We start from the raw sequence: 21,472 nt of genomic DNA, 5'->3' as shown, positions 1-21,472 counted from the left end.
CTTGAGCGAGTGATGAATCAGGCGTTGGCGGTCTTGCGCAGCGGTGCTGCAGGAATCAATGCATCGGCATAAAAGCGCCGGGCGACGTCGGGGTGCGAGCGCAAACGACCCTTGAGGTAGTTCCAGCCGACATCGCGAAACAACGGATTGAGCGGATCACTCGCCGGGCCACGCGCTTCGCGCAACAGCACGGTGGGCAACGGATACAGCGGCACCACGGCATCGAGTTGCGCGCCGAGGAAGAAGGCGATGGATAAGCGCTCGCTGCCTGCGGGCGGCGACACCACCCGATGCACCGTGGCGCGCAGATAACCGTTGGTGGCCAGCTCCAGCAGTTCGCCGATGTTCACCACCAGCGTGTTGTCGCGGGGCAGCGCATCGATCCAGCGCCCTTCCTCGACCTCCACTTGCAGACCGGCCTGCTGGTCTTGCAGCAGAAAGCTCAGGAAGCCCGAATCCTTGTGCGCGCCGACGCCTTGCTGGCTCGCGTTGGCGGCCTGGCCTGGATAGCGCATCAACTTGATGTGTTCGTTGGGCTTGTCGCCGTACAACTGATCGAACGCGTCCGCCCGCAGCGACAGCGCCTGGGCAAAGGCACGCAGCAGACGCAACGCCATGCGCGTCATCGCCTGTTGCCATTCGAGCAGCAGCGGTTTTAGTTCTGGCAGCGCCGCCGGCCATTGGTTGGGCCCCTGCAAGCGCGCCCACAACGGGCTTTCCGCGTCCAACGGCAACGCTTCGCGCTCGGCGCCGAGATCGAACTGCTCACGCCAGTCGGGTTGACCACGGGTGATCTCGGAAGCGGCACGGTTGTAACCGCGAAAGTGCGGCGAATTGATCATGCCGACGGCGGTCTTTTCTTGCTCGGGCAAGGCGAAGAACTGCCGGGCGTGATCCTGCACCTGCTTGAGCAGGTGGCTGTCGATGCCATGGCCGGTGAGATAGAAAAAGCCGACGTCACGCGCGGCGTGACGCAGGTTTTCAAGAAATTCATAACGCTGTTGCGCGGTGCCTTCGAACAACGAAAGGTCCAGCGTCGGCAGCGTGGTGATATCGAGGGTATGCGGCATGATTCACTCCCGTGTGAATCAAACCTGAAGAGCCTTTGATCGATTCAGCGTGTGCCGTCATGGCAATCGGGGGTCTATCGGTTTGATGCGTTTGATTCGTCGTGAGACAAAACTAAACGATCTTAAAAACCACGAACAAATACCCTTTTTGCATTAGCTTAGGCCTGACGCTCAAGTTCGCTGTCATCGCGCAAACGCTACCCCGCTTCGACTGGTCAACGTGCCGGATCATAAAACGGTTCGACTGCCACCCGGCTGCCGACAAAAAAACTGTCAGCCACCAGCCGCAGTGGCTGCAGATCCACGTCGCTGGCCCGATCGCCAATCAGTTGCTGGAAGTGTCGATACACCGCCGTGTACTCGCCCTCTTCCGACACCGCCTGGCGCACGCCGTCGATGCTCAGCAGCGCCCCGCCATTGTCCAGGCGCAGCAGCCCTTCGGCGCAGCGAATCTCGATGCTCCAGAGTTCGTCGTGACCGTGGTCGAAATCGAATTCGGCCCGCACGTCGAGTCTGCTGGCATCGGACATCTTGATCGACGCGGCAATCGGCGACTGGCAGTTGTCCGGTACGCGCAGTTCGGCGGACTTCACAAACAGTGGCTGCGTCAGCAGATAGGTGACAATCGACAAGGCATTGATGCCCGGATCGAAAACGCCCAGACCACCGGGTTGCCAGATCCACGTCTGACCGGGATGCCACTTGCGCACGTCTTCCTTCCAGTCGATCTGCACGCTTTGCAGCGTGCGGCTGGCGAGCCAGTCGCGGGCGGCTTCGATACCGGGGGCGTAGCGCGAATGCCAGGCGAACAACGCACTGACACCCTGTTGCTGCGCTTGATTGACCAAAGCTATCGCCTCGCCCAGCGTGGCGCACGGCGGTTTTTCCACCAACACATGTTTGCCGGCGGCCAGCGCCTGCTGCACCAGTGCGAACCGCCCCTGCGGCGGCGTACAAAACGCAATCGCATCCACCTCGGGGCCGTTCTCCAGCAACTCGCTCAACGAGTGAAAGTTCTCCACCCCGGCACAGGGTTTACCTTGCGTGGCGACCGCCACCAGGTGAAACCCGGGATTGGCGTTGATCGCCGGCACATGTTGATCCTGGGCAATCTTGCCGTAGCCCACCAGACCGAGACGGATCGGTTGCATCAGTGACTCCTGTTTTTGTCTTGTTGTCGTCAGCGAGTGCGCAGATTAGCCGTAAACGTCAGGGAATACCCAGCTGTGTCTGATCATTTGCGTATCTTCCCAGCTAGCTGCACGTTAGCTGGCACGCTCACAGAAACGACGCCGTGCTATGCTCCGGGAGAGAAAACGAGGGGTTTCAAATGACCAGATCAGCCACTGAGAGCGTCGCGACTGAAGTTCGCCTGCTCGCCAAAGCCCACAAGGTTACCGCCGACCGTGACAACCTCAGTTGCATGGCGGTGACCATCACACGCCTGGCCGGTGATGTCGTGGAACTGGACGGTGTTGAGCAATTGCTCGTCAACCTCAAAAGAAAAGGCGTTCTGAGCAAGACAGAAATCATGGCCCTGCAAGGCCGCTACCTGCAGGAAAAAAGGCGTTGCAACAAGCAACTCAGCGCATGAATTTCGACCCCTTCGGCGATTTTGAGACTGAAGGCTATCTTCAAAACTCGCTCAAACTCAAAGATCCCACTGAAGTCAAAGAATCCGAGCACCTCTCATTTGAAGCCAGTATCGACGACGCTCTCGCCTATCTCGCCAAGAAAAAGCCCATTGACTACAAGGCAGTCCTGAAAACACACGAAATACTTTTCTCGGGCTTTTACCCTTGGGCCGGGAAAGACAGAAATGAGCTAGTCCCCCATCTGGCAGTTTTCAAGGGATCGAAAGATGATCCTCATCACACGATATTTGAGCGTCCGGAGCTGATCAAACGGTCGGTCGAATACGCCCTCGAACTCGCGGCAAACAAAAAACGCTTCCGTGCTCGGCCTGGGGAAGTCATGGGTCAACTGGCTTCTGCGCACCCTTTTCTGGACGGCAATGGGCGCACGATCCTGCTCGTGTACATGGAGCTGTGCTTTCGGACCTCGCCATCAACTGGTCAATGACAAATAAAGATGACTATCTGCGGGCTCTCAGCGACGAGATTCGAGATCCTTTCCAAGGCCATCTGGATCGTTACCTGACACCTTTCATCATCGACATCTCCAGCCGTGAAGAGTGGCCTGAAATGATTGGCGGCATAAAAGGACTCGATGGTCTGGATAAAGAGGGCATCACCTACGAAAGCCTGGATGATCCTGAGGTTCAGCGGCTCTATAAAACTTATAGAGCGCAGCCCATTGAGTAAGCGTCAGTTGTGAAGCCCCCCCTTCCCTGCAGATCTTCATCATATTTGAGGTGTGCCACACGCCTGCAGCAGACTGAAACCGAAAAACAAAAGCCTGCCTTTGAGGGCAGGCTTTCACGTTCACAACGCTGCAGTCACTTCTGCTGCGCGGTCAACGCCGAGTAACTGTTCATCAAGTTCCGATAGTTCGGAATCCGCTGCGACAGCAGATTGCCCAGCCCTTCGATGTCGTTGCGCCAGTCGCGGTGCAGCTCACAGGCGACCGAGAACCAGTTCATCATTTGTGCGCCGGCCTGGGTCATGCGGCTCCAGGCGGCTTGCTGAACGGTGGTGTTGAAGGTGCCGGAGGCGTCGGTGACGACGAATACGTCGAAGCCTTCAGCCAGTGCCGACAGGGTCGGGAACGCTACGCAGACGTCGGTCACGACACCGGCGATGATGATCTGCTTGCGGCCGGTGGCCTTGATCGCCTTGACGAAGTCTTCGTTGTCCCAGGCGTTGATCTGGCCCGGGCGGGCGATGTACGGCGCATCGGGGAACATTTCTTTCAGTTCCGGGACCAGCGGGCCGTTGGGGCCTTGTTCGAAACTGGTGGTGAGGATGGTCGGCAGATTGAAGAATTTCGCCAGGTCGGCCAAGGCCAGGACGTTGTTCTTGAACTCGTTCGGCGAGAAGTCCTGAACCAGAGAAATCAGACCGGTCTGGTGGTCGACCAGCAGGACTACGGCGTCGTCTTTGTTCAGGCGGTTGTAGGTTGCAGTGCTCATGGTTGAATCCCTTTTCTTGGTTGAGGTAGTTGGCGTTGCGTTGAACATGGGCACAGATTACTGACACGACCGGGACCGATAAATCGGTTGAAAAGTGTTTCACTGTCAACTCATAACGGACAATCCTGGCGACATAACACTGACTTGCCAGCCTCCAACTCAGTTCGGCTCGAGAATTGGTTTGGCGATCATCAAACTGCACGGCGCCCGGTTCAGGACACTCTCGACGGTTGCACCGATGAAGTTCGGGCCTTGCGGGTAGGCGGTACCGAGCACCAGCATGTCGAACGCGTTCTGGCGGGCGAACTGCTCGATCATCTTGTGTGGTATTCCGGTCACCTGGTGTCGACGGTGAGACTCGATTGCGTAACGCTCGGCCAGAGCCTCAAAAGCCTCTTTCTGAGTGTCGTTGATCGCCTCGCACAAGCTGTGATCCAGACTCAGGGTCGGCACGCTCGTCGCCGCATCGCCCAGCACTGACCAGTGGCTGACATTGAGTACATGCAGGGCCGCGCCACAGGCGTGTGCCAGCGTTGCCGCCAGTTCGAGGATGCGCTCGTTGAGGCCTTGGGTCAGATACTCCAGATGCGACAAATCGACGGCGGCGAGAATTTTCAGCGGCAGTGGATGACGGGCTTCGGTGACCAGATGCACCGGAGTCGGACAGTCGCGCAGCAACAGCCAGTCCAGCGGTCGATGGAAAGCCCGATTCAGCGCCGGGACATGATGGGTATCTTTGATCACCAGATCGGCCCGATAGTCGTTGATGTACTCCAGCATGTGCGCCGGCGTGGCCCTGGCCCACACCACTTCGCTGCTGACCTGTACGCCGCTGCCCGCCTGGAACCGCGCCTGTTGCTCCAGCCAGTGGCGGTGCACCTGCAAATAGCCCTCGCGCGCCTGGGCCATCGCGTCGTGGTCAAACAGACCGGCCACCGCCAGCGCCTGCACGTAATCGAACGCCACTATGTGCAGCGCCGCACCGGTTGCCCGGGCCAGGGCAACCGCGCGATCGAAGGCCGGGGTGCGGGTCATTTCGGTGGGGGCAATCAACAACATTCGTTTGAGTCTGAGCATACGAACCTCGTCCTGGCAGTGCGGTACTGACGCAAGGGCCAGCCTGACATCCCTGTCGATCGGGTATCGACGACTTGCTCGGCCAGTATCCGGCGCCGCTCCCTGACGGCTCTGATTTTTATCAAGCAATGGTCGATCAGGGTCAGCCCGTGTCGGGGTTTGTGTCCGTTCGTCACTTGGCGCTGCCGGGACATGAATGAGATCGGTGTCCGGGTGGGTGACACCTATGCTTAACCCACCCCCGCCAGCGTGATCTCCCCCATGTCAGAAGCACCGGTTCTCCAGGCACAGCACCTCAAGACTGCTTGCTCCAACTGCAGCGTACTGGAGTTGTGTCTGCCGATCGGCATGAACGGTGCGGAGGTCGAGCGCCTGGATACGCTGATCGTGCAACGGGTCAAGGTCAAAAAAGGCGCGGCGCTGTACCGCACAGGCGATCCGCTGCGCTCGCTGTACGCCGTGCGAATCGGTTCGTTCAAGACCAGCATGCTGTCGGTGGACGGTCGTGAACAGGTTACCGGCTTTCACATCCCCGGCGAGATGCTCGGGCTGGACGCTATCAGCGCCGACGAGCATGCCTGCAACGCCTTTGCCCTGGAGGACAGCGAGGTCTGCCCGATCCACTTTGCGCAGCTGGAAAAGCTCGCGCAAAGCCTGCCGTCGCTGCAGCACAACCTCAACCGGTTGCTAAGCCGTGAAATCGTGCGCGACCACAGCATGTTGATGCTGATGGGCAACATGAACTCGGATGAGCGGCTGGCGGCGTTTCTGCTCAACCTGTCGCAACGCCTGAGCCTGCGCGGTTACTCGGCAAAGGATTTCGTGCTGAAAATGCGCCGCGAGGAAATCGGCTCCTATCTGGGGCTGCGCCTGGAAACTATCTGCCGGGGCATCGCCCACCTGCGGGATCAGGAGCTGGTGGAAATCAGCGGCCGCGACGTGCGGATCCAGAACATGGACGGTCTCAAGCAACTGGTTGCCGGCTGCTACCGCTCACCGCGCTGAGCCAATTGCCCCCTGCCCGAACGCCTCAATCGGCGACGCCATCGCGTGCGTCTGATCCAGATCAGATCCAGCCACCGGCAACCGCGTAGAAAAGAGTGAAAGAACGGTGCGTCTTCGCGCGTCAGCGTTTCAAACCGGATGGAGGATTACCCCATGCTTACTGTCAAAGATCACAACGATCGGGCCGTGGCCGCCTACGCCGCAGTCTCCGGGCAATACTGGATTGAAGCCGTGAAGGATGGACGTCATGTGTTGATCCGTCCGTTGGCGGAAAAGGATCGCGAGCGCGAATACGCCTTCATCCAGCGCCTGTCGCCCGAGTCCCGGCACATGCGCTTTCTGGCGCAGATCAGGGAGCCCGGCGCGGCAATGCTCGACCAATTGATGGACACCGATAACCGGCAGCGCACGGCGTTCATCGCACTGGTGCATGAAAACGGCCAACTGATCGAAATCGGCATCAGCCGTTATGCCGCCACCGCCGAACATGAATGCGAATGCGCCGTAACCGTTGCCGATGAATGGCAACACCTGGGCCTGGGGACGCTGTTGATGGAGCATCTGATCAAGGCTGCGCGCAGAAACGGCTTTCTCCAGATGTATTCAGTGGACTCCGCCAGCAACGAAGCGATGCGTGAACTGGCGCGGAACCTGAACTTCGAAACCCATCACGATCCTGACGACAGCCGTCAGGTCATACACCGTCTTCAGCTGTAAAAAATCGCCCGGTGCCGAGTCTGCAAACGACTCGCCACCGGGCGATTTTTTTCACGATTGCAAGGTATGTCCCGGCTTGATCGCCAGCACACTGCAAGGCGCACGATGCAGGATCTGTTCGGCAGTGGTGCCCAACAACTTGTTCAACCCATGGTGCTGCACCGTGCCCAACACGATCACGTCAATGTGATGTTCGACGGCAAACTCGCAAATACTCGGTACCGGAGGCCCCTCGACAAAGTGTCGGCAGGCCGTCGGCACACCCTGGCGTTCGGCCAGGGCAGCAAATGCTTCGTGTTGCGCGCTGCCCAAGGCTTCATAAATTCCGGTGGCCAGCGGCAAGGCGCCGTAGCCCATGTCGGAGGCATACACCGCCGCCCAGTCGTAGACATGCAGCAATTCGAGCCTGGCATCGCACTGCTCGGCCAAGCGCACGGCCGCTTCGACAATCTGATCGTTGAAGCGCAGATCCTGATCCTCGCTGCGCAGCACATCGATGATCGCCAGCACACTGCGTGGCCGTGGATGCACGTCATCGGTCACCAGATGCACCGGCACCGGGCAATCGCGCAGCAGTTGCCAATCCAGCGGGGTGTAAAACACTCGCTTCAACGCCGACTCCTGCTGCGCATCCTTGATGATCAGCGCCAACGGCATCTCGTTGACGAACTGCAGGACTTCTTCGTACGGGTGTTGCACCCAGACCACCTCACTGGTGACCTCGATGCCATGGCGCTCAAGCAATGTGGCCTGCTCGGCCAGCCACTGGCGATGCGTGCGCAGATAACCGTCCCGGGCCAGACGGATTTGCTCAGGGGCGAACAGGCCCGCCACCGCCAGCGCCTGCAGATAATCGAAGGCGACGATATGCAACGGCAATTGCATGGCGACTGACAGTGCAGCGGCCCGCTCGAACGCCGGTGTGTGGCTCATGGTAGGGGGAGCAATCAACAATAAACGTTGGGTCTGCGACATGGGGCACCTCGGCACGACGGCCATCTGGATCGAGTGAACAGATATCCAGATTGCGCGCTCCTGCTGCCGGCGAGTTGATCTTGATCAGTTCTGCATCGAACCTTCGCCGCCACTGTTTCAGTGCCACAAGGTGCCGGCCCACATCGCCAGTGTCAGCAACACCTGCCCGGGGATGACAATCGCAGCGAAACGCCTGCCTCCGCTGACCCAGGCCACCACGCATTTGCTCAACGAGTTGCTGCTGATCGCGATCAGCGCGGGACCGACAATCGCTTCCACCGGTAACAGACCGGCCTTGGCCAGCCCGGCGATAGAGGCGGTAGACGCGTGCGCATCGGCGAATCCGCTGAAGGTTGCGGTGAGCATCACGCCCACCTGGCCAAATTGGCTGAGCATGGCCGACGACACCAGGGTGATCGCCGTCATGGTCAATGCGATGATCACGGCGAGTTTCAGATTGAATGCGCCGCCCGCCGGCAGCATCTCGTCAGTGCCTTGGGTCGGTCGGGGAAACATCAGACCAGCGCTGTAAATCAGCGCCGCCACGCTGCCGGACACTAACGGCAGCCACAGGCTGCGCAACAAGGCTGGATCGACGGTGGCGAGAATCAGCCCGGTCTGAATCATGGTGGCCAGATTGGACAGCAGCGCCGCCGCGCTGAGGATCCGCAGATTATTCGGTTCCCGGGCGACCCGTTGGCCCATGGTCGCAATGGTCAGGGTGCTGGAAGCGAAACCCGAAGCCATGGCGCTGATGACGTAGCCATAACGAATGCCCAGCGTACGAACGGCGATGTGCCCTGCCGCTCCCACCAGCATCAGTAATACCGTCAAGGTGCAGATGGTGCGTAGATTGAGCGCGGCGTACGGCCCGATGTAGCGATCCGGCGTCAACGGCAGCACCACCAGCGCGGTAATCAGCAAGACCAGGCCGTCGCGCATTTCGGTTTCGCTCAACTGAGTGATCGCGAAGTGATGCAGCTTTTCGCGATACGTCAGCAATCCCGCCACCACCACGCCAATCGCCACCGCCAGTTCGGGAGCGAGTGTGCACAAAGCGCCCAGTATGAGCACGATGATCAGCGCCACTTCACTGGTCACGCCGGGGTCGTCATCGCGTCCACGCCAATAGGCGACGGTGATCAGCAAGGTCAAACCGATCGCGACAATGCCCACCAACAGCGCCGCCCCCACCACCATCGCGGCGTAGCCCAGCAATGCGCTGATCGCAAACGTGCGCAAACCTGCGCTGCCTCGACGGTCGCCGCAGCCCTTGTGCCGTTCGCGCTCAAGACCGATGAGCATGCCGATGCCCAGGGCAGCCGCCGCCTGCATGATGCCAAGGGATTCATTCATCGTCGATCCGCCCTGCCCCGTCCATCAGCCCAACGGATTCAGCCGGCGACAGCGTCCGCTGCTCTGGCCGGCTGGCCTGCCCCTTGGCGCTCGCTGGCCTGCGGCCAGGGGTGCGGAGCCTCGATGCGGGCCCTGAGCCGACTGACGAATGCCCGCGCGTCTTCGAGGTGATCGAAGCTCACCTGCCAATCGTCCAGGGACACGATCCAGCCATGCGGCGCCGCTGTTGCACTGATATCAATGTTCATCGAAAAGCCTCCGTCGAGTCGGAAAAAGGCCCTTGTTCAAGGGCTGATCGCGACCTTCATGACCCCGTCGCGCTGATGCGCAAACAGCTCGTACGCTGCCTCGATGTCATCGAGTTTGAAGCGATGGGTCACCAGCGGCGATAGATCGACCGCGCCGCTTTGCACCACCGCCATCAAGCGGCGCATGCGTTCCTTGCCACCGGGGCACAGGGTCGAGACGATGCTGTAATCGCCCAGCCCGGCGGCAAAGGCATTGAGCGGGATGCGCAGGTCGCTGGAATACACCCCCAGGCTCGACAAACGTCCACCGGGACGCAGCACCCGCAATGCCGATTCGAACGTGCCCTGGGTACCCAGCGCTTCGATGGACACGTCGACCCCGCGGCCAGCAGTCAGGGCCATGATCTGCTCGACCACGTCGCCGTCCTTGAAGTTGACCACATGGGTCGCGCCCAGCCGGCGGGCCATGTTCATGCGCTCCGGCACGCCATCGACGCCAATGATCGTGGTGGCGCCCTTGAGGCGCGCACCCGCCACGGCACACAAGCCGATCGGCCCGAGGGCAAATACCGCGACGGCATCGCCGATATTGATCTCGCCGCGCTCCGCCCCGGAAAACCCGGTGGACATGATGTCCGGGCACATCAACACCTGTTCGTCGCTGAGGCCGTCAGGGATCGGACACAGATTGGCCAGGGCGTCCGGCACCAGCACGTATTCGGACTGGCAGCCGTCGATGGTGTTGCCGAACTTCCAGCCGCCAATCGCTTTGAAGCCGTGGCGAGTGTCCGGGCCGTCCTGTGAGCCGCAACCGCACAGACAGGCGTAACTCTGTCCGCTGGGCGTAATGGCCCCGGCGATTACCCGTTGCCCTTCGACGAAACCACGCACCTGAGAACCCAGCCGCTCGATGACGCCCACCGGCTCATGACCGATGGTCAGCCCTTTGGCCACCGGGTATTCGCCGCGCAGGATATGCACGTCGGTGCCGCAGATGGTCGTGGTGGTGACGCGCACCAGCGCATCCAGTGGGCCGACTTCCGGAATCGGCTTGTCTTCAAGCACGATGCGGTTCTTTTCGACGAATATCGCCGCTTTCATGGTGGCCATGGTCAATTCCCCTGAGCGAGTCGCACCTTGAGATGCCCTCAAGCCTGCGCCGTCGTCACGGCGCCGAAGTTGATAATGGTCAAACAATGCGTGGATCAGCCCACCGCTTTCGCGAGCAAGCCCGCTCCCACACTGGATCACGGGCAGTCACCCAACCCGTGAACATCGCATACCCCCGTGGGAGCGGGCTTGCTCGCGAAGGGGCCATTACAGTCACCACATACCGCGCGTCCGATGAGCTGTACTGCCGAATCGTCCCGTTGACAAATATCAATCCCGCCCGCCACACCGGCGCCACGATGGGCGCAAGGCTCACGGCCCGAACACCGCGCCGCCTTTTCGCGTCGTGTGTGCGATCAACCACGGGAGATTTGTCATGTCTGAGCAATCGCGTTTCATGCTGGTGGTTTCGCCCCTGATGAAAAACAGCCCGGCTTTCGAACGCGCCGCTGCGCTGGCCAAGGCGTCTGACGCGGCCTTGCACATCGTTGCGTTCGATTATCTGGAAGGTCTGGCGACCGCGGGGCTGGTCAACGAACAGGCGCTGGAACAGATGCGCCTGGGCTACGTCGAGCGCCATCACCAATGGCTTGAAGACCAGGCCCGGCCGCTGCGCAAACTCGGGGTCCACATCACCACCGAGGTGGTCTGGGTCGAAAGGCCGCTGCAGGAAATCCTCATTCACCTGCGCGAACAGCCGATGGCGGCGCTGATCAAGGCACTGGAGCACGAATCGCTGCTATCGCGTCTTATGTTCACCCCGCTGGATGTGCACCTGCTGCGCGAATGCCCGGTGCCGCTGCACTTTGTCAGCCATGTGCAACATGCTCTGCCACGGCGTATTGTCGCGGCGGTCGACCCGTTCCATCGCGATGGGCAGTATCAGGGTCTGAACGACCGGATTCTGTACGAGGCCGATAAACTGGCGACGACGTGTAACGCGCAACTCGACGTGATTTACGCCCATGACCTGTCCTCGATCAGCGCCGCCGAATTCGGTTTCAATCATGCCTCGGCGTTCTTTTCCTCCAGCGCCGCCAAGGCGCTGTTCGATGCTCAGGGCGAAGCCTTCCGTGAACTGGCCGAGCGCAACGATATTCCGGCAGAAAACCAGCACATGATCATGGGCGACCCGGCCAAGGTGCTGGCCAGCTACGCCGATGCTTATGACATTGATGTGATCGTCATGGGCCGCGTCGCGCATCGCGGCATGGGCCGTCTGATCGGTAGCACCGTCGAACACCTGCTGTACCGGATGCCATGCAGTGTGTGGGTGGTGGCGCCGGAAAAGCTCGAATGAGGTTATGAGCTAATAACACCTTCATTAAACCGTCTTTCAAACGTTGTACTAGGATAGGATCCACATCCTGACATTGCGCCGACCAGGGAACATGCGCGACGCAGGTCAGGAATGGGACTGTTTCACCTGCAACTCATGGATGATGTTTATGAACTCACACCTGTTTCCCCACATCGGTAAAGTCATCGCCAGCACCGGCAGCCGGCACTTTCCGCGGATGCTGCATGACCTGATCCAGACGCAATTGGCGGTGGACGCCACCCACATTCGCCAGATGCGCGTCGAGCCGGTGGGCCGCCCCGCCCATCGCAACCCGCCGGAAACCGGCAAAGACTCGGCCCAGCAGGCTGAAACGGTATTCTGCGAACAGATTGCCGCACGCTCGAGCGAGCCGATGGACCCGCCAGCCTCGGCCAGCGCCGATGCCTCGCAGCTGCACCTGACCCGGCGCAAGGACGGCTACCGCTACGTGATTTCGGTGTATCGCAACGACCAGTCGCAGCGATTCTCGGCTCAGGAGCAGAGTTTGTTGCAGGACATTTCTCCGGTGCTGTTGCCGATGCTGGAAAAACACATTCACGCCCTGCAACCCCAGCAGGCCAACACAGAAGACCCGTCGCCCGGCGCTGACGGCGCACAACAGGGCCTGGAAAACCTGCGGCTGCGCTTCAACGAGCGTTTACAGCAACTGGGCCTGAGCCTGTCCAATCGCGAAACCGAAGTGTGCATCGGCCTGCTCGCCGGACGCACCGCGCCGGAACTGGCCGAGCAATTGCAGTTGAAGGTCAACACGGTGGAAAGCTATCTCAAGCGCGCGGCGATCAAACTGGGAATCAGTGGCCGGCATTCGTTGATGCGCTGGATGTATTCGCCGGAGGACACCAGCCACGCCACCAGCGCAGCCTGAGTCCGAAGCTGAACAGAAAACCGCCGCCCTCCCCGGACGGCGGTTTTTTACATTGGGGGCCTAATCCTTCGGCACGACTCTATCCAGCGCCTGATTCACCGCCAACTCCCCCAGCATCACCACCTAAACGCAATGCCCATACGGAATTGGATCGACGTCCGGGGGGTTGGGTGTGGCTTTGAACATAAATGAAACTCCAATTTGAACAATAGGAGCCATCCCCCTCGCTACCAAACGGCGGGTGGCGGCCATGCGCGGGTTGGTAGACCGGTCGAATTGGGAAACCCGGCGCTCACGAATGAGCCCCACGCATGCCCACCATACAAAGCTATTCCTCAAAAAAGGGACAGCAATGAAGGTGTCGCAATACAACTCGAGACGGGCTACCAAACCCCATCACTGTTTTGCAGTGACAGGGAAACGATATAACCCGGCCCATAGCCGTGTAAGCCGGCGGATTCTGGCGTACGCGTAGGTAACGGCGCAAAGCGTTGTAGCCGTTATGGCGTAACGGTTCGTGTACTTTAAACGTGGTTGCAGGGGTGCGTTTATGTGCGGGGTCTGCTCTGTTGTTTTGATGTTGTCTGGCAGGCCGCTTTCGCGAGCAGGCTCGCTCCCACAGTTGGAATGAGCGCATTCAGTTGGGAGGGTGATCGGCTTGTGGGCCGTCATCGCTGGCAAGCCAGCTCCCACTATTTGACCGAGAGCATTCAGTCAGGGATTGGTCGGCTCGTAGGCCGTCATCGCCAGCAGGCTGGCTCCCACAATTGGATTGGGTGCATTCAGTTGGGGACCGGTTGGTTGTCAGGCCGCCATCGCCAGCAGGCCTGGACGAAAAACAGGGACGGGTTCATGACCCGTCCCTTTCGATTTGTGCACTTCAGGCACGAGCCCGGCCAATCAGCTCCGGCAATCAGTCCCGCGCCAGCGCCTCGATCGGGTCCAGGCGCGAAGCATTTCGCGCCGGGACGAAGCCGAAAACGATGCCAATCAGCGTCGAGCAGATCACCGCCGTCACCACCGAGGCCATGGAGAACACCATCTCCCACTCCTTGATGAACACCGAAAACAGGTGGCCGATGGCATACGACAGGGAAATGCCGATGGCCCCGCCGAGCAGGCAGACCATCACCGCTTCCACCAGAAACTGCTGACGAATGTCCGACTGGCGGGCGCCGACCGCCATGCGAATGCCGATCTCGCGGGTGCGCTCGGTGACCGACACCAGCATGATGTTCATCACGCCAATGCCGCCGACCACCAGCGAAATCACCGCGATCAGCGACAGCAGCAAGGCCAGCGAGCGGCTGGTTTTCTGCACGGTCTGCATCACGCTGTCGAGGTTGTTGGTGTAGAAATCCTTGATGCCGTGGCGTTGCAGCATCAATTGGGTGACGTGATTTTCCACGACTTTGCTCGACTGGCCGTCCTTGATCCGCACGCTGATGCTGTCGAGAAAGCGCTGGCCGAGCAGGCGCCCGGCAGCGGTTTCGTAGGGCACCCAGACGTTGAGGGTCTTGCCTGAGGCAAACAGGTTTTTGTTCTCGGCTGCGACGCCGATCACGGTGCACGGCAGGTTGCCGATCAGGATCACCTGGCCCAGCGGATCGACGCCCTCGGCGAACAGCCGATGCCGGGTGTTGTAGTCGATCACCACCACCTGCGCCTGGCGCCGTGCATCACTCTCGCTGAAGGTGATGCCCGCCTCCAGTTTGATTCCGCGCACTTGAAAGTACTGCTCGCTGACGCCGTTGATCTGCGCGTCGAGGTCGATGTTGCGATAGCGCAGGAGCATGCTGCGGCCGACCACCGGGGTGGCGCTGTCGACGTAATACAGTTGATTCAGCGCGGTGACATCCGCCGGCACCAGTGTCTCGATCGAGGCGGCCCGCTTGTCACCGAAACTGGTGCCGGAATAGATGTCGATGGTGTTGCTGCCGATCGCCGAAATGTCCTTGAGCACGTAGTTTTTCGCGCCCTCGCCGATCGCCGAAATCGACACCACCGAAGTGATGCCGATGACGATCCCGAGCATGGTCAGCAAGGTGCGCATACGGTGTGAAATCAGCGCCACCCAGGCCATGTTGAAGGCTTCCTTGAACAGCCCGAGGCTGGCCACCAGGCGGCGGGTCGCCGGGGGCTTTGGCGGCACGTCTTCACCCGGCAGTTGCCCGGTATCGCGCTGGTTGCGGCGGTCGCTGAGGATTTCACCGTCGCTGACTTCGATGATGCGCTCGGCGTTGGCCGCGACTTTCGGGTCGTGGGTCACCAGAATCACCGTGTGCCCGGCCGCGTGCAGCTCCAGCAGGATGCGCATCACTTCCTTGCCGCTGGCGGTGTCGAGGGCGCCGGTGGGTTCGTCGGCGAGGATCACTTCCCCGCCGTTCATCAAGGCCCGGGCGATACTCACCCGCTGCTGCTGACCACCGGAGAGCTGGCTCGGCCGGTGGGTCAGGTGCCCATCGAGACCCAGACGCGCCAGCAGCTCGCGGGCGCGGGCGTGGCGTTGCGGCGCGGGGATGCCAGCGTAAATTGCCGGCATCTCGACGTTGTGCATCGCGCTCAGGTGCGGCAGCAAGTGATAGCGCTGGAAGATGAAACCGAAGTAATCGCGGCGCAGCTCAGCCAGCGCCTGATCATCAAGGTCGCGGGTCTCCTGACCGTTGATCTTGTAGCTGCCGGCGGTGGCGTAATCGAGACAGCCGAGGATGTTCATCAAGGTTGACTTGCCGGAGCCGGAGGCGCCGATGATCGCCACCATTTCCCCGGCATTGATCGTCAGGTTGATGTTCTTCAGTGCGAGAAATTCACGGTCGCCGGCGGTAAAACTGCGGGTGATGCCGGTCAGTTGCAGTAGCGGCTGCGTCATGCTCAAGCCCCCGCCACGGCGGGCAGCGGATCACCGATCACCACCCGTTCGCCTTCGCTGAGGCCCTGATTGATCTGCACTTTGACGTTGTTGTTGATCCCGGTCTGCACGTTGCGCGACTGCGCCTGGCCCTTGGCGTCCAGCACCCGCACCGGAAAACTGCCATCGGCGTTGCGTGGCCCGAGCGCGGCCACCGGCACGGTCAGTACCGATTGCGCAGTATCGAGGACGATGCGCACCTGCGCGGTCATCGAGATACGCAAGCGATGGTCGGGGTTGGGCACCTCGAACAACGCGTTGTAGAACACCGCGGTGTTTTGTTTCGGCGTACCGGCCGGCGGTGTTTCGAGGAAGTTCTGCGGTGCCGGCTCGGTGCCGCGCAGCTTGCCGTAATAGCGTTTTTCCTCGCCGAGAATGGTGAAATACACCTCCTGCCCCGGCGCAATGTGGATCACGTCGGCTTCCGACACTTGGGCCTTGATGGTCATGGTGTCCAGATCTGCCAGTTTCAGCAGCACGGGTGCCAACTGATTGGCAATCACGGTCTGGCCTTCCTGGGTGACGATGCCGACCACATCGCCATCGATCGGCGCGACGATCCGCGTATACGCGAGGTTGACCTTGGCAGTGTCGATCTGGATGTGCGCGCTCTTGATCTGCGCGTCCAGCGACAGCAGATTGGCCTGCTGCACCTCGTAGTTCGATTGCGCGGTCTCGAAATCCTGACGCGAGATCGAGGCGTCTTCCTGCAGGTTCTGATAACGCTCGTAAATCGCTTTGGTCTGCTTGAGCTGGGCTTGCGTGGCACGCTTTTGCGCCTGCAGGTTTTCCTCATCGACCTGAGCCTGACGCAGGGTGTTCTGCAGCACCAGCGGATCGATCTCGGCCAGCCACTGGCCCTTCTTCACCTTGTCGCCGACCTTGACCTTGAGCGACTTCAACTGCCCCGACACCTGAGCGCCGACGTCCACCTGCTTGACGCCTTCGAGCAAACCGGTGGCAAGCACGGTGTTTTCGATATCCGTGCGTTCGACCGGCGCCGTCTGGTATTTCGGCGCTTCGGCGGGTGCCTGCACCGTGTACAGCACCAACCCGGCCACCGCCGCCAACGCCAATCCCATACCGACTTTGCGCAACTTCGACTTTTCCATAAATAACCACAAGTCCGTTCAGGGATGAACCCGGCCAGTGGCCGGGTCTTGATAGAGAAACAACACTCAGGACAGCACTTCGCCGACCGCCAGCGACAGACCGTCATGCCACCACGCAGCGAAACTGAAGACGTTGGGCGCCTTGAGAATCGTGAAGTGGTTGCCCGGCCCGTACCACACCGCCAGATCGCTGACCTGTCGCTGCCAGCCTGCAAGCACCGCCGCCTGTTCGCGCTGATTGCCCCACTCGTCCAGCGTCGGGTCATCGACCAGCACCAGCCGCACCGGCCCGGTGTAGGCCAGACGCGGTTGATAGACCGTGCGCAAGGCACTGGCGAAGGTCCGCACCGGGCCGTGCATCGCGTTCGGCGCCGCCCGCTCCGACAACACCCCGGCGCGCACCATGCCTTCGTGCAGCAGGCGCAGTTGCGTGCTGTCATCGGCGTTGGCGAAGGTCGCAGGATCGATGCCCAGCGATTTGCCACAGGACAGTTGCAGGGTGTCGATCAACCGTTGCAGCGCAGCAGTGGCCGTGTACGGCTTGCCCGCCGTGCCGTCACCGCCCGGTGCCTCGCTGTCGATCAACGTCAGCGATGCCACCTCGCGCCCGGCCGCCTGCAACTGCGCGGCCATGGCGTGCGCGACCCAGCCGCCGAACGAATGACCGATCAGGTGCAGCGGCCCTTGCGGGTGAATCTGCTCGATGGCCTGCAGGTAGAACGCGGCAGCGGCTTCGACCGCGCTGTGCGGCACACTGGCGCCGTCCAGCCCGCGCGGTTGCAGACCGATGATCGGCCATTCCGGGCCGATGGCCTCGGTCAGGTGAATGAACCCGGTGACACTGTCACCCGCCCCCGGCACACAGAAAATCGGCGCATGCCCCGGCTGCCCGGTCTGAATCGTAAGCAGCGGTTGATACAGCGTCGGTTCCGGCGTCACCAGGGTTTCCAGCGCCTGGGTAATGGCCTGGCCGAGTGCCTGGATGTGCGGGTGCTTCATCATGGTCCGGTGATCGCCGGGGATGTCGATGCAGTGCAGCAAGCCAATATCGAAGCGCTCTTCCCAGCCGCGCGTCGGGCTCGGCAGCGACTGGCCGTCCATCAACTCCTGTGCACGGAACAGATGGATCGTCTGGCTCGCCGGGCTGACCCGGTAATGCGCCAGCGCCAGGCGATGCGCCGCTTCGCGATCAAAGTAATGCCAAGCGTCCGTCGCGCTGACCGCCGCCAGTTCCGGATCGGTCAGTTGCTGTGCCTGGCAGCGCTTGAACAGCTCGGGGAAATCCAGTTGTTCGACTTGCGCTTCCAGCGCTTGCACCGCCGCCAATGCTGCCTCGCTTTCGGCACCGAGCATCAGCGAACGGCCACGGCAATGGCCAAGCAACTGGCGCTTGTCGAGGCCCTCGCCGCTCCACATTGCCTTGTCCTGGGCGAGCGGGTTTGGCGCATAGCTGTCGAGCATGCCGATGAAATCCACCGGCTCATCGAGGCCGAGCAATTGCTGCGCGACCTCATGCGCCAGCACCCCGCCGAACGACCAGCCCGCCAGTCGATACGGCCCGTGTGGCTGCACGGCGCGGATGATCCCGACCATGCGCTGTGCCATGCACTCCAGCGTGCGCAATTGCGCTTGCCCCAGCGGTACGCCGGGCAGGCCGTAAATCGGGAACTCGCCACCAATGTGCTGGGCCAGCGTCGGGAAATACACGTCCCTGCCGCTGAATTCGTGCATCAGGAACAGCGGCGTACCGTGCGTCCCGGCACGCACCACGACCAGCCCTTCAGGCTGACTGACCGCCTCGCCCTGACTGAGCAGCGCAGCGGCAGACTCGACGCTCGGATGCTGGAACAGTTCGGCCAGCGACAGTGGCAGCCCGGCCCGTTGCATCAGATTGACCAGCTTCACCGCCAGCAACGAATGCCCGCCCAGTTCGAAGAAGTTGTCATGGCGACCGACCTGTTCGACGCCGAGGACTTCACCCCAGATCTGCGCCAGCGCGGTTTCGACTTCACCCTGTGGCGCCACGTATGGGCGGTTGATCACCGCGTCTGCACCCGGTTCCGGCAAGGCTTTGCGATCGATCTTGTCGTTCGGTGTCAGCGGCAAGGCGTCGAGCAACACGAACGCGCCCGGCACCATGTACTCCGGCAGACGCTCCAGCACATGGCTGCGCAACGTCTCAAGACTCGGTGCTTCCACGCCGGAACGCACGGTGTACCAGGCCACCAGACGCTCATCACGGACCATCACCACCGCCTCGCGAATCGCCGGATGTTCGATCAGCCGCGCCTCGATTTCCCCCGGCTCCAGGCGCAAGCCACGCAGCTTGATCTGGAAGTCGTTGCGGCCGAGGAATTCCAGTTCACCGTGGTTGTTGTAGCGCGCCAGATCTCCCGTGCGGTACAGGCGATCACCCGGCACAAACGGGCTGTCGATGAAGCGCTCGGCCTGCATTTCCGGCAAACCGTGATAACCGCGCGCCACGCCGACGCCGCCGATGTGCAACTCACCGCTGACGCCTTGTGGCACCGGTTGACCGTACGCATCGAGCACGTACAGCCGCGTGTTGCTCAAGGCTGTGCCGATCGGCACCACGCTCTCCGGCACTGGCATGTCCGGTTCCAGCGTCCAGCCCGTGCTGTCCACCGTGGTTTCAGTCGGTCCATAAACGTTGTGCAACCGCACCCACGGCAGGCGATCGCGCACCTGGCGGGCCAGCGCTGCACTGAGTTCGCCGCCACCATTGAGTACATCGGTCAGGCTGGTGCACTGCTCGACACCGTCCTGTTCGATGAACTGCTGCAGCAGCGCAGGAACGAACTTGACCACCGTCACCTGCTGCTCACGAATGGTCTGCACCACATAGGCCGAATCGCGGTTGCCATCCGGTCGCGCCAATACCAGACGCATCCCCGAACACAGCGGCCAGAAAATCTCCCACACCGAACTGTCGAAGCTGAACGGTGCCTTTTGCAGCAGCGCGCCGTGTTCGGTCGGCGGCGAAATCTGCGAACCCCAATGCACCATGTTGCAGGCGCTGCGATGCTCGATCATCACGCCCTTCGGCAGCCCGGTCGAACCCGAGGTGTAGATCATGTACGCAAGGTTCGAAGCACTGAGGCCCGGCACTGGCGAATCGTGATCCGGCAGGTGCTGCCAGGTACTGCGGTCAAGGTCGATCACCGTGGCGGCCGCTTCATCGAACAACCCGCGAGTAGCGGTCTGCACCAGCACCGCCACTGGCGCGCTGTCCTTGAGCATGTACGCCAGACGCTCCGCCGGATACCCCGGATCCAGCGGCACATACGCACCACCGGCCTTGAGAATGCCGAGCAGACCGACTACCAGATCCAGCCCACGCTCGACGCAGATCGCCACCCGCGCGTCCGGCTGCACACCGAGTTCGCGCAGGTGCTGCGCCAAACGGTTAGCACGCTGATTGAGCTCGCGGTAGGTCAGGTTTCCTTGCTCCGATTGCAGCGCGACAGCGTCCGGTTTGCGCCGCACTTGCGCTTCAAACAGCGTGTGCAACGGCTGCTCCAGCGGGCACTCGACCTCGCTGGCATTGAAGTCGATGAGCAAGCGCTGTTGCTCCTGCCGGTCCAGCAACGGCACTTGCGCAAGCACGGCCTGATCGTCGTTGACCAGTGCCGCCAGCAGCCGCTGGAAGTAGCCGACAAAACGCTGCACCGTCGACTCATCGAACAAGGCCGTGGCGTAGCGTAGCGAGCCGCGAATCCCGTCGGGCGAATCGCCGAGGCTCAGCGACAGGTCGAACTTCACAAAATGGCTTTCGCCGGCCACGCCTTCCAGGGTCAGGTCGCCGAGGGTCAGCCTCGGACCTTCGTTGTTGTCCCAACTGAGCATGGTCTGGAACAGCGCGCTGTGCGACAGACTGCGGACCGGTTTGCTGATGTCCACCACTTGTTCGAACGGCAGATCCTGATGCGCCTGAGCGTCCAGAGTCTGCGCCTTGACCCGCGCCAGCAGCGTCTCGCCGCTCGGCTCGCCCGAGGTATCGATGCGCAGCGCCAGGGTGTTGACGAACATGCCGATCAGGCCTTCGATCTCGGCGCGGGTGCGGTTGGCCACTGGCGAGCCAATCACCACGTCGTTCTGCCCGGACAAACGACTGAGCAACATCGCCCAGGCGCTCATGATCACCATGTACGGCGTCACCGCGCGACGCTGACACAAGGCTTTCAAACCGGCGCTCAACTGTTCATCGAGCAGCATGTCGACGCGGCTGCCGGAATAGTCCTGCTGTGGCGGACGCGGACGGTCAGTGGGCAGGGTCAGCAGGGCTGGCGCGCCGGCCAGGGTCTGCTGCCAGTAATCGCTCTGGCGCTGCAGCACCTCGCCACTGAGCCAGCGCCGCTGCCACACGGCGTAGTCGGTGTATTGCAGCGCCAGCGGCGGCAGCGGATCGTCTTCGCCACGGCTGAACGCTTGATACAACGCGGCCAGCTCGCGGGTCAGCACGCCCATCGACCAGCCATCGGCGATGATGTGGTGCAGCGTCAGCAACAGCACATGATGATCATCCGCCAGACGCACCAGACGTCCGCGCAGCAGCGCATCGTGCTGCAGATTGAA

16 protein-coding genes and 1 pseudogene (1 of these 17 cut by a window edge) are annotated in these 21,472 nt (G+C 61.4%); 6 read left to right on the top strand and 11 right to left on the bottom strand.

Annotated elements, in window-relative coordinates; genetic code table 11:
* Nucleotides 1-17: 17 nt before the first annotated feature.
* On the bottom strand, nt 18-1,070 hold the full coding sequence (locus LCH64_RS26890; RefSeq protein ID WP_226501815.1) for an isopenicillin N synthase family oxygenase: 1,053 nt from the start codon (nt 1,068-1,070) through the stop codon (nt 18-20).
* 215 nt (nt 1,071-1,285) lie between these two features.
* Nucleotides 1,286-2,221, bottom strand: a complete 936-nt coding sequence (locus tag LCH64_RS26885; RefSeq protein ID WP_226501814.1) for a Gfo/Idh/MocA family oxidoreductase — start codon at nt 2,219-2,221, stop codon at nt 1,286-1,288.
* Nucleotides 2,222-2,400: 179 nt separating this feature from the next.
* Here LCH64_RS26885 and LCH64_RS26880 point away from each other — a divergent pair, with 179 nt between their 5' ends.
* Entirely contained in the window at nt 2,401-2,664 is a 264-nt protein-coding gene (locus LCH64_RS26880) for a hypothetical protein (protein WP_225138720.1), read from the top strand.
* Nucleotides 2,661-3,394: pseudogene (locus LCH64_RS26875) on the top strand (Fic family protein). The gene LCH64_RS26880 and the pseudogene LCH64_RS26875 overlap by 4 nt, the downstream one beginning before the upstream one ends.
* Before the next feature lie 134 nt (nt 3,395-3,528).
* On the opposite strand, the gene ycaC reads toward LCH64_RS26875, so the two are convergent.
* Together ycaC and LCH64_RS26865 are read right to left on the bottom strand one after the other, a co-directional pair.
* Nucleotides 3,529-4,161 (bottom strand): isochorismate family cysteine hydrolase YcaC, encoded by a 633-nt coding sequence (gene ycaC / locus LCH64_RS26870; RefSeq protein ID WP_007966399.1) that lies wholly within the window; start codon nt 4,159-4,161, stop codon nt 3,529-3,531.
* A gap of 159 nt (nt 4,162-4,320) precedes the next feature.
* A complete protein-coding gene (locus LCH64_RS26865; RefSeq protein ID WP_226501813.1) occupies nt 4,321-5,238 on the bottom strand; it encodes a universal stress protein in 918 nt (305 codons plus the stop codon).
* Nucleotides 5,239-5,499: 261 nt separating this feature from the next.
* Here LCH64_RS26865 and fnr point away from each other — a divergent pair, with 261 nt between their 5' ends.
* Together fnr and LCH64_RS26855 are read left to right on the top strand one after the other, a co-directional pair.
* Nucleotides 5,500-6,243: a fumarate/nitrate reduction transcriptional regulator Fnr gene (fnr, locus tag LCH64_RS26860; protein WP_226501812.1), complete on the top strand. Its 744-nt coding sequence runs from the start codon at nt 5,500-5,502 to the stop codon at nt 6,241-6,243.
* A 153-nt stretch (nt 6,244-6,396) separates the two neighbouring features.
* Nucleotides 6,397-6,960 (top strand): GNAT family N-acetyltransferase, encoded by a 564-nt coding sequence (locus LCH64_RS26855; RefSeq protein WP_226501811.1) that lies wholly within the window; start codon nt 6,397-6,399, stop codon nt 6,958-6,960.
* A gap of 51 nt (nt 6,961-7,011) precedes the next feature.
* Here the strand turns inward: LCH64_RS26855 and LCH64_RS26850 are convergent, their stop codons facing one another.
* The 4 genes from LCH64_RS26850 to LCH64_RS26835 form a co-directional block, all read right to left on the bottom strand.
* On the bottom strand, nt 7,012-7,935 hold the full coding sequence (locus LCH64_RS26850; RefSeq protein WP_226501810.1) for a universal stress protein: 924 nt from the start codon (nt 7,933-7,935) through the stop codon (nt 7,012-7,014).
* A 117-nt stretch (nt 7,936-8,052) separates the two neighbouring features.
* The gene (locus tag LCH64_RS26845; RefSeq protein ID WP_226501809.1) at nt 8,053-9,291 is read right to left on the bottom strand and encodes a DUF4010 domain-containing protein; all 1,239 of its coding nucleotides are present in this window, start codon (nt 9,289-9,291) and stop codon (nt 8,053-8,055) included.
* A gap of 38 nt (nt 9,292-9,329) precedes the next feature.
* Complete coding sequence (locus LCH64_RS26840; RefSeq protein WP_226501808.1) at nt 9,330-9,539, bottom strand: hypothetical protein; 210 nt, start codon at nt 9,537-9,539, stop codon at nt 9,330-9,332.
* A 36-nt stretch (nt 9,540-9,575) separates the two neighbouring features.
* Nucleotides 9,576-10,649, bottom strand: a complete 1,074-nt coding sequence (locus LCH64_RS26835; RefSeq protein WP_226501807.1) for an NAD(P)-dependent alcohol dehydrogenase — start codon at nt 10,647-10,649, stop codon at nt 9,576-9,578.
* A 376-nt stretch (nt 10,650-11,025) separates the two neighbouring features.
* On the opposite strand from LCH64_RS26835, the gene LCH64_RS26830 reads away from it, so the two are divergent.
* Nucleotides 11,026-11,949 (top strand): universal stress protein, encoded by a 924-nt coding sequence (locus LCH64_RS26830; protein WP_226501806.1) that lies wholly within the window; start codon nt 11,026-11,028, stop codon nt 11,947-11,949.
* Nucleotides 11,950-12,097: 148 nt separating this feature from the next.
* On the top strand, nt 12,098-12,856 hold the full coding sequence (locus tag LCH64_RS26825) for a helix-turn-helix transcriptional regulator (protein WP_003224228.1): 759 nt from the start codon (nt 12,098-12,100) through the stop codon (nt 12,854-12,856).
* A 913-nt stretch (nt 12,857-13,769) separates the two neighbouring features.
* Here the strand turns inward: LCH64_RS26825 and LCH64_RS26820 are convergent.
* From LCH64_RS26820 to LCH64_RS26810, 3 genes are all read right to left on the bottom strand, one after another.
* The gene (locus LCH64_RS26820) at nt 13,770-15,725 is read right to left on the bottom strand and encodes a MacB family efflux pump subunit (protein WP_201137890.1); all 1,956 of its coding nucleotides are present in this window, start codon (nt 15,723-15,725) and stop codon (nt 13,770-13,772) included.
* Nucleotides 15,726-15,727: 2 nt separating this feature from the next.
* Complete coding sequence (gene macA / locus LCH64_RS26815; protein ID WP_226501805.1) at nt 15,728-16,876, bottom strand: macrolide transporter subunit MacA; 1,149 nt, start codon at nt 16,874-16,876, stop codon at nt 15,728-15,730.
* 66 nt (nt 16,877-16,942) lie between these two features.
* A protein-coding gene (locus tag LCH64_RS26810; RefSeq protein ID WP_226501804.1) for a non-ribosomal peptide synthase/polyketide synthase crosses the window boundary here: on the bottom strand, nt 16,943-21,472 show its end. 13,314 nt of this gene lie beyond the right edge of the window; only the last 4,530 of its 17,844 coding nucleotides appear in the window; the start codon falls outside the window, past its right edge; it ends in the stop codon at nt 16,943-16,945.

It is taken from the genome of Pseudomonas sp. MWU16-30322 (assembly GCF_020515535.1).
In the GTDB taxonomy this organism is placed as follows: Bacteria; Pseudomonadota; Gammaproteobacteria; order Pseudomonadales; family Pseudomonadaceae; genus Aquipseudomonas; species Aquipseudomonas fluorescens_H.
This window is presented reverse-complemented; position numbering and strand designations above follow the sequence as displayed.

Coding starts and splice junctions, on each gene's coding strand:
- LCH64_RS26890 (WP_226501815.1), bottom strand. CDS start 1,070: ATGCCGCATACCCTCGATATCACCACGCTGCCGACGCTGGACCTTTCG.
- LCH64_RS26885 (WP_226501814.1), bottom strand. CDS start 2,221: ATGCAACCGATCCGTCTCGGTCTGGTGGGCTACGGCAAGATTGCCCAG.
- LCH64_RS26880 (WP_225138720.1), top strand. CDS start 2,401: ATGACCAGATCAGCCACTGAGAGCGTCGCGACTGAAGTTCGCCTGCTC.
- ycaC (WP_007966399.1), bottom strand. CDS start 4,161: ATGAGCACTGCAACCTACAACCGCCTGAACAAAGACGACGCCGTAGTC.
- LCH64_RS26865 (WP_226501813.1), bottom strand. CDS start 5,238: ATGCTCAGACTCAAACGAATGTTGTTGATTGCCCCCACCGAAATGACC.
- fnr (WP_226501812.1), top strand. CDS start 5,500: ATGTCAGAAGCACCGGTTCTCCAGGCACAGCACCTCAAGACTGCTTGC.
- LCH64_RS26855 (WP_226501811.1), top strand. CDS start 6,397: ATGCTTACTGTCAAAGATCACAACGATCGGGCCGTGGCCGCCTACGCC.
- LCH64_RS26850 (WP_226501810.1), bottom strand. CDS start 7,935: ATGTCGCAGACCCAACGTTTATTGTTGATTGCTCCCCCTACCATGAGC.
- LCH64_RS26845 (WP_226501809.1), bottom strand. CDS start 9,291: ATGAATGAATCCCTTGGCATCATGCAGGCGGCGGCTGCCCTGGGCATC.
- LCH64_RS26840 (WP_226501808.1), bottom strand. CDS start 9,539: ATGAACATTGATATCAGTGCAACAGCGGCGCCGCATGGCTGGATCGTG.
- LCH64_RS26835 (WP_226501807.1), bottom strand. CDS start 10,649: ATGGCCACCATGAAAGCGGCGATATTCGTCGAAAAGAACCGCATCGTG.
- LCH64_RS26830 (WP_226501806.1), top strand. CDS start 11,026: ATGTCTGAGCAATCGCGTTTCATGCTGGTGGTTTCGCCCCTGATGAAA.
- LCH64_RS26825 (WP_003224228.1), top strand. CDS start 12,098: ATGAACTCACACCTGTTTCCCCACATCGGTAAAGTCATCGCCAGCACC.
- LCH64_RS26820 (WP_201137890.1), bottom strand. CDS start 15,725: ATGACGCAGCCGCTACTGCAACTGACCGGCATCACCCGCAGTTTTACC.
- macA (WP_226501805.1), bottom strand. CDS start 16,876: ATGGAAAAGTCGAAGTTGCGCAAAGTCGGTATGGGATTGGCGTTGGCG.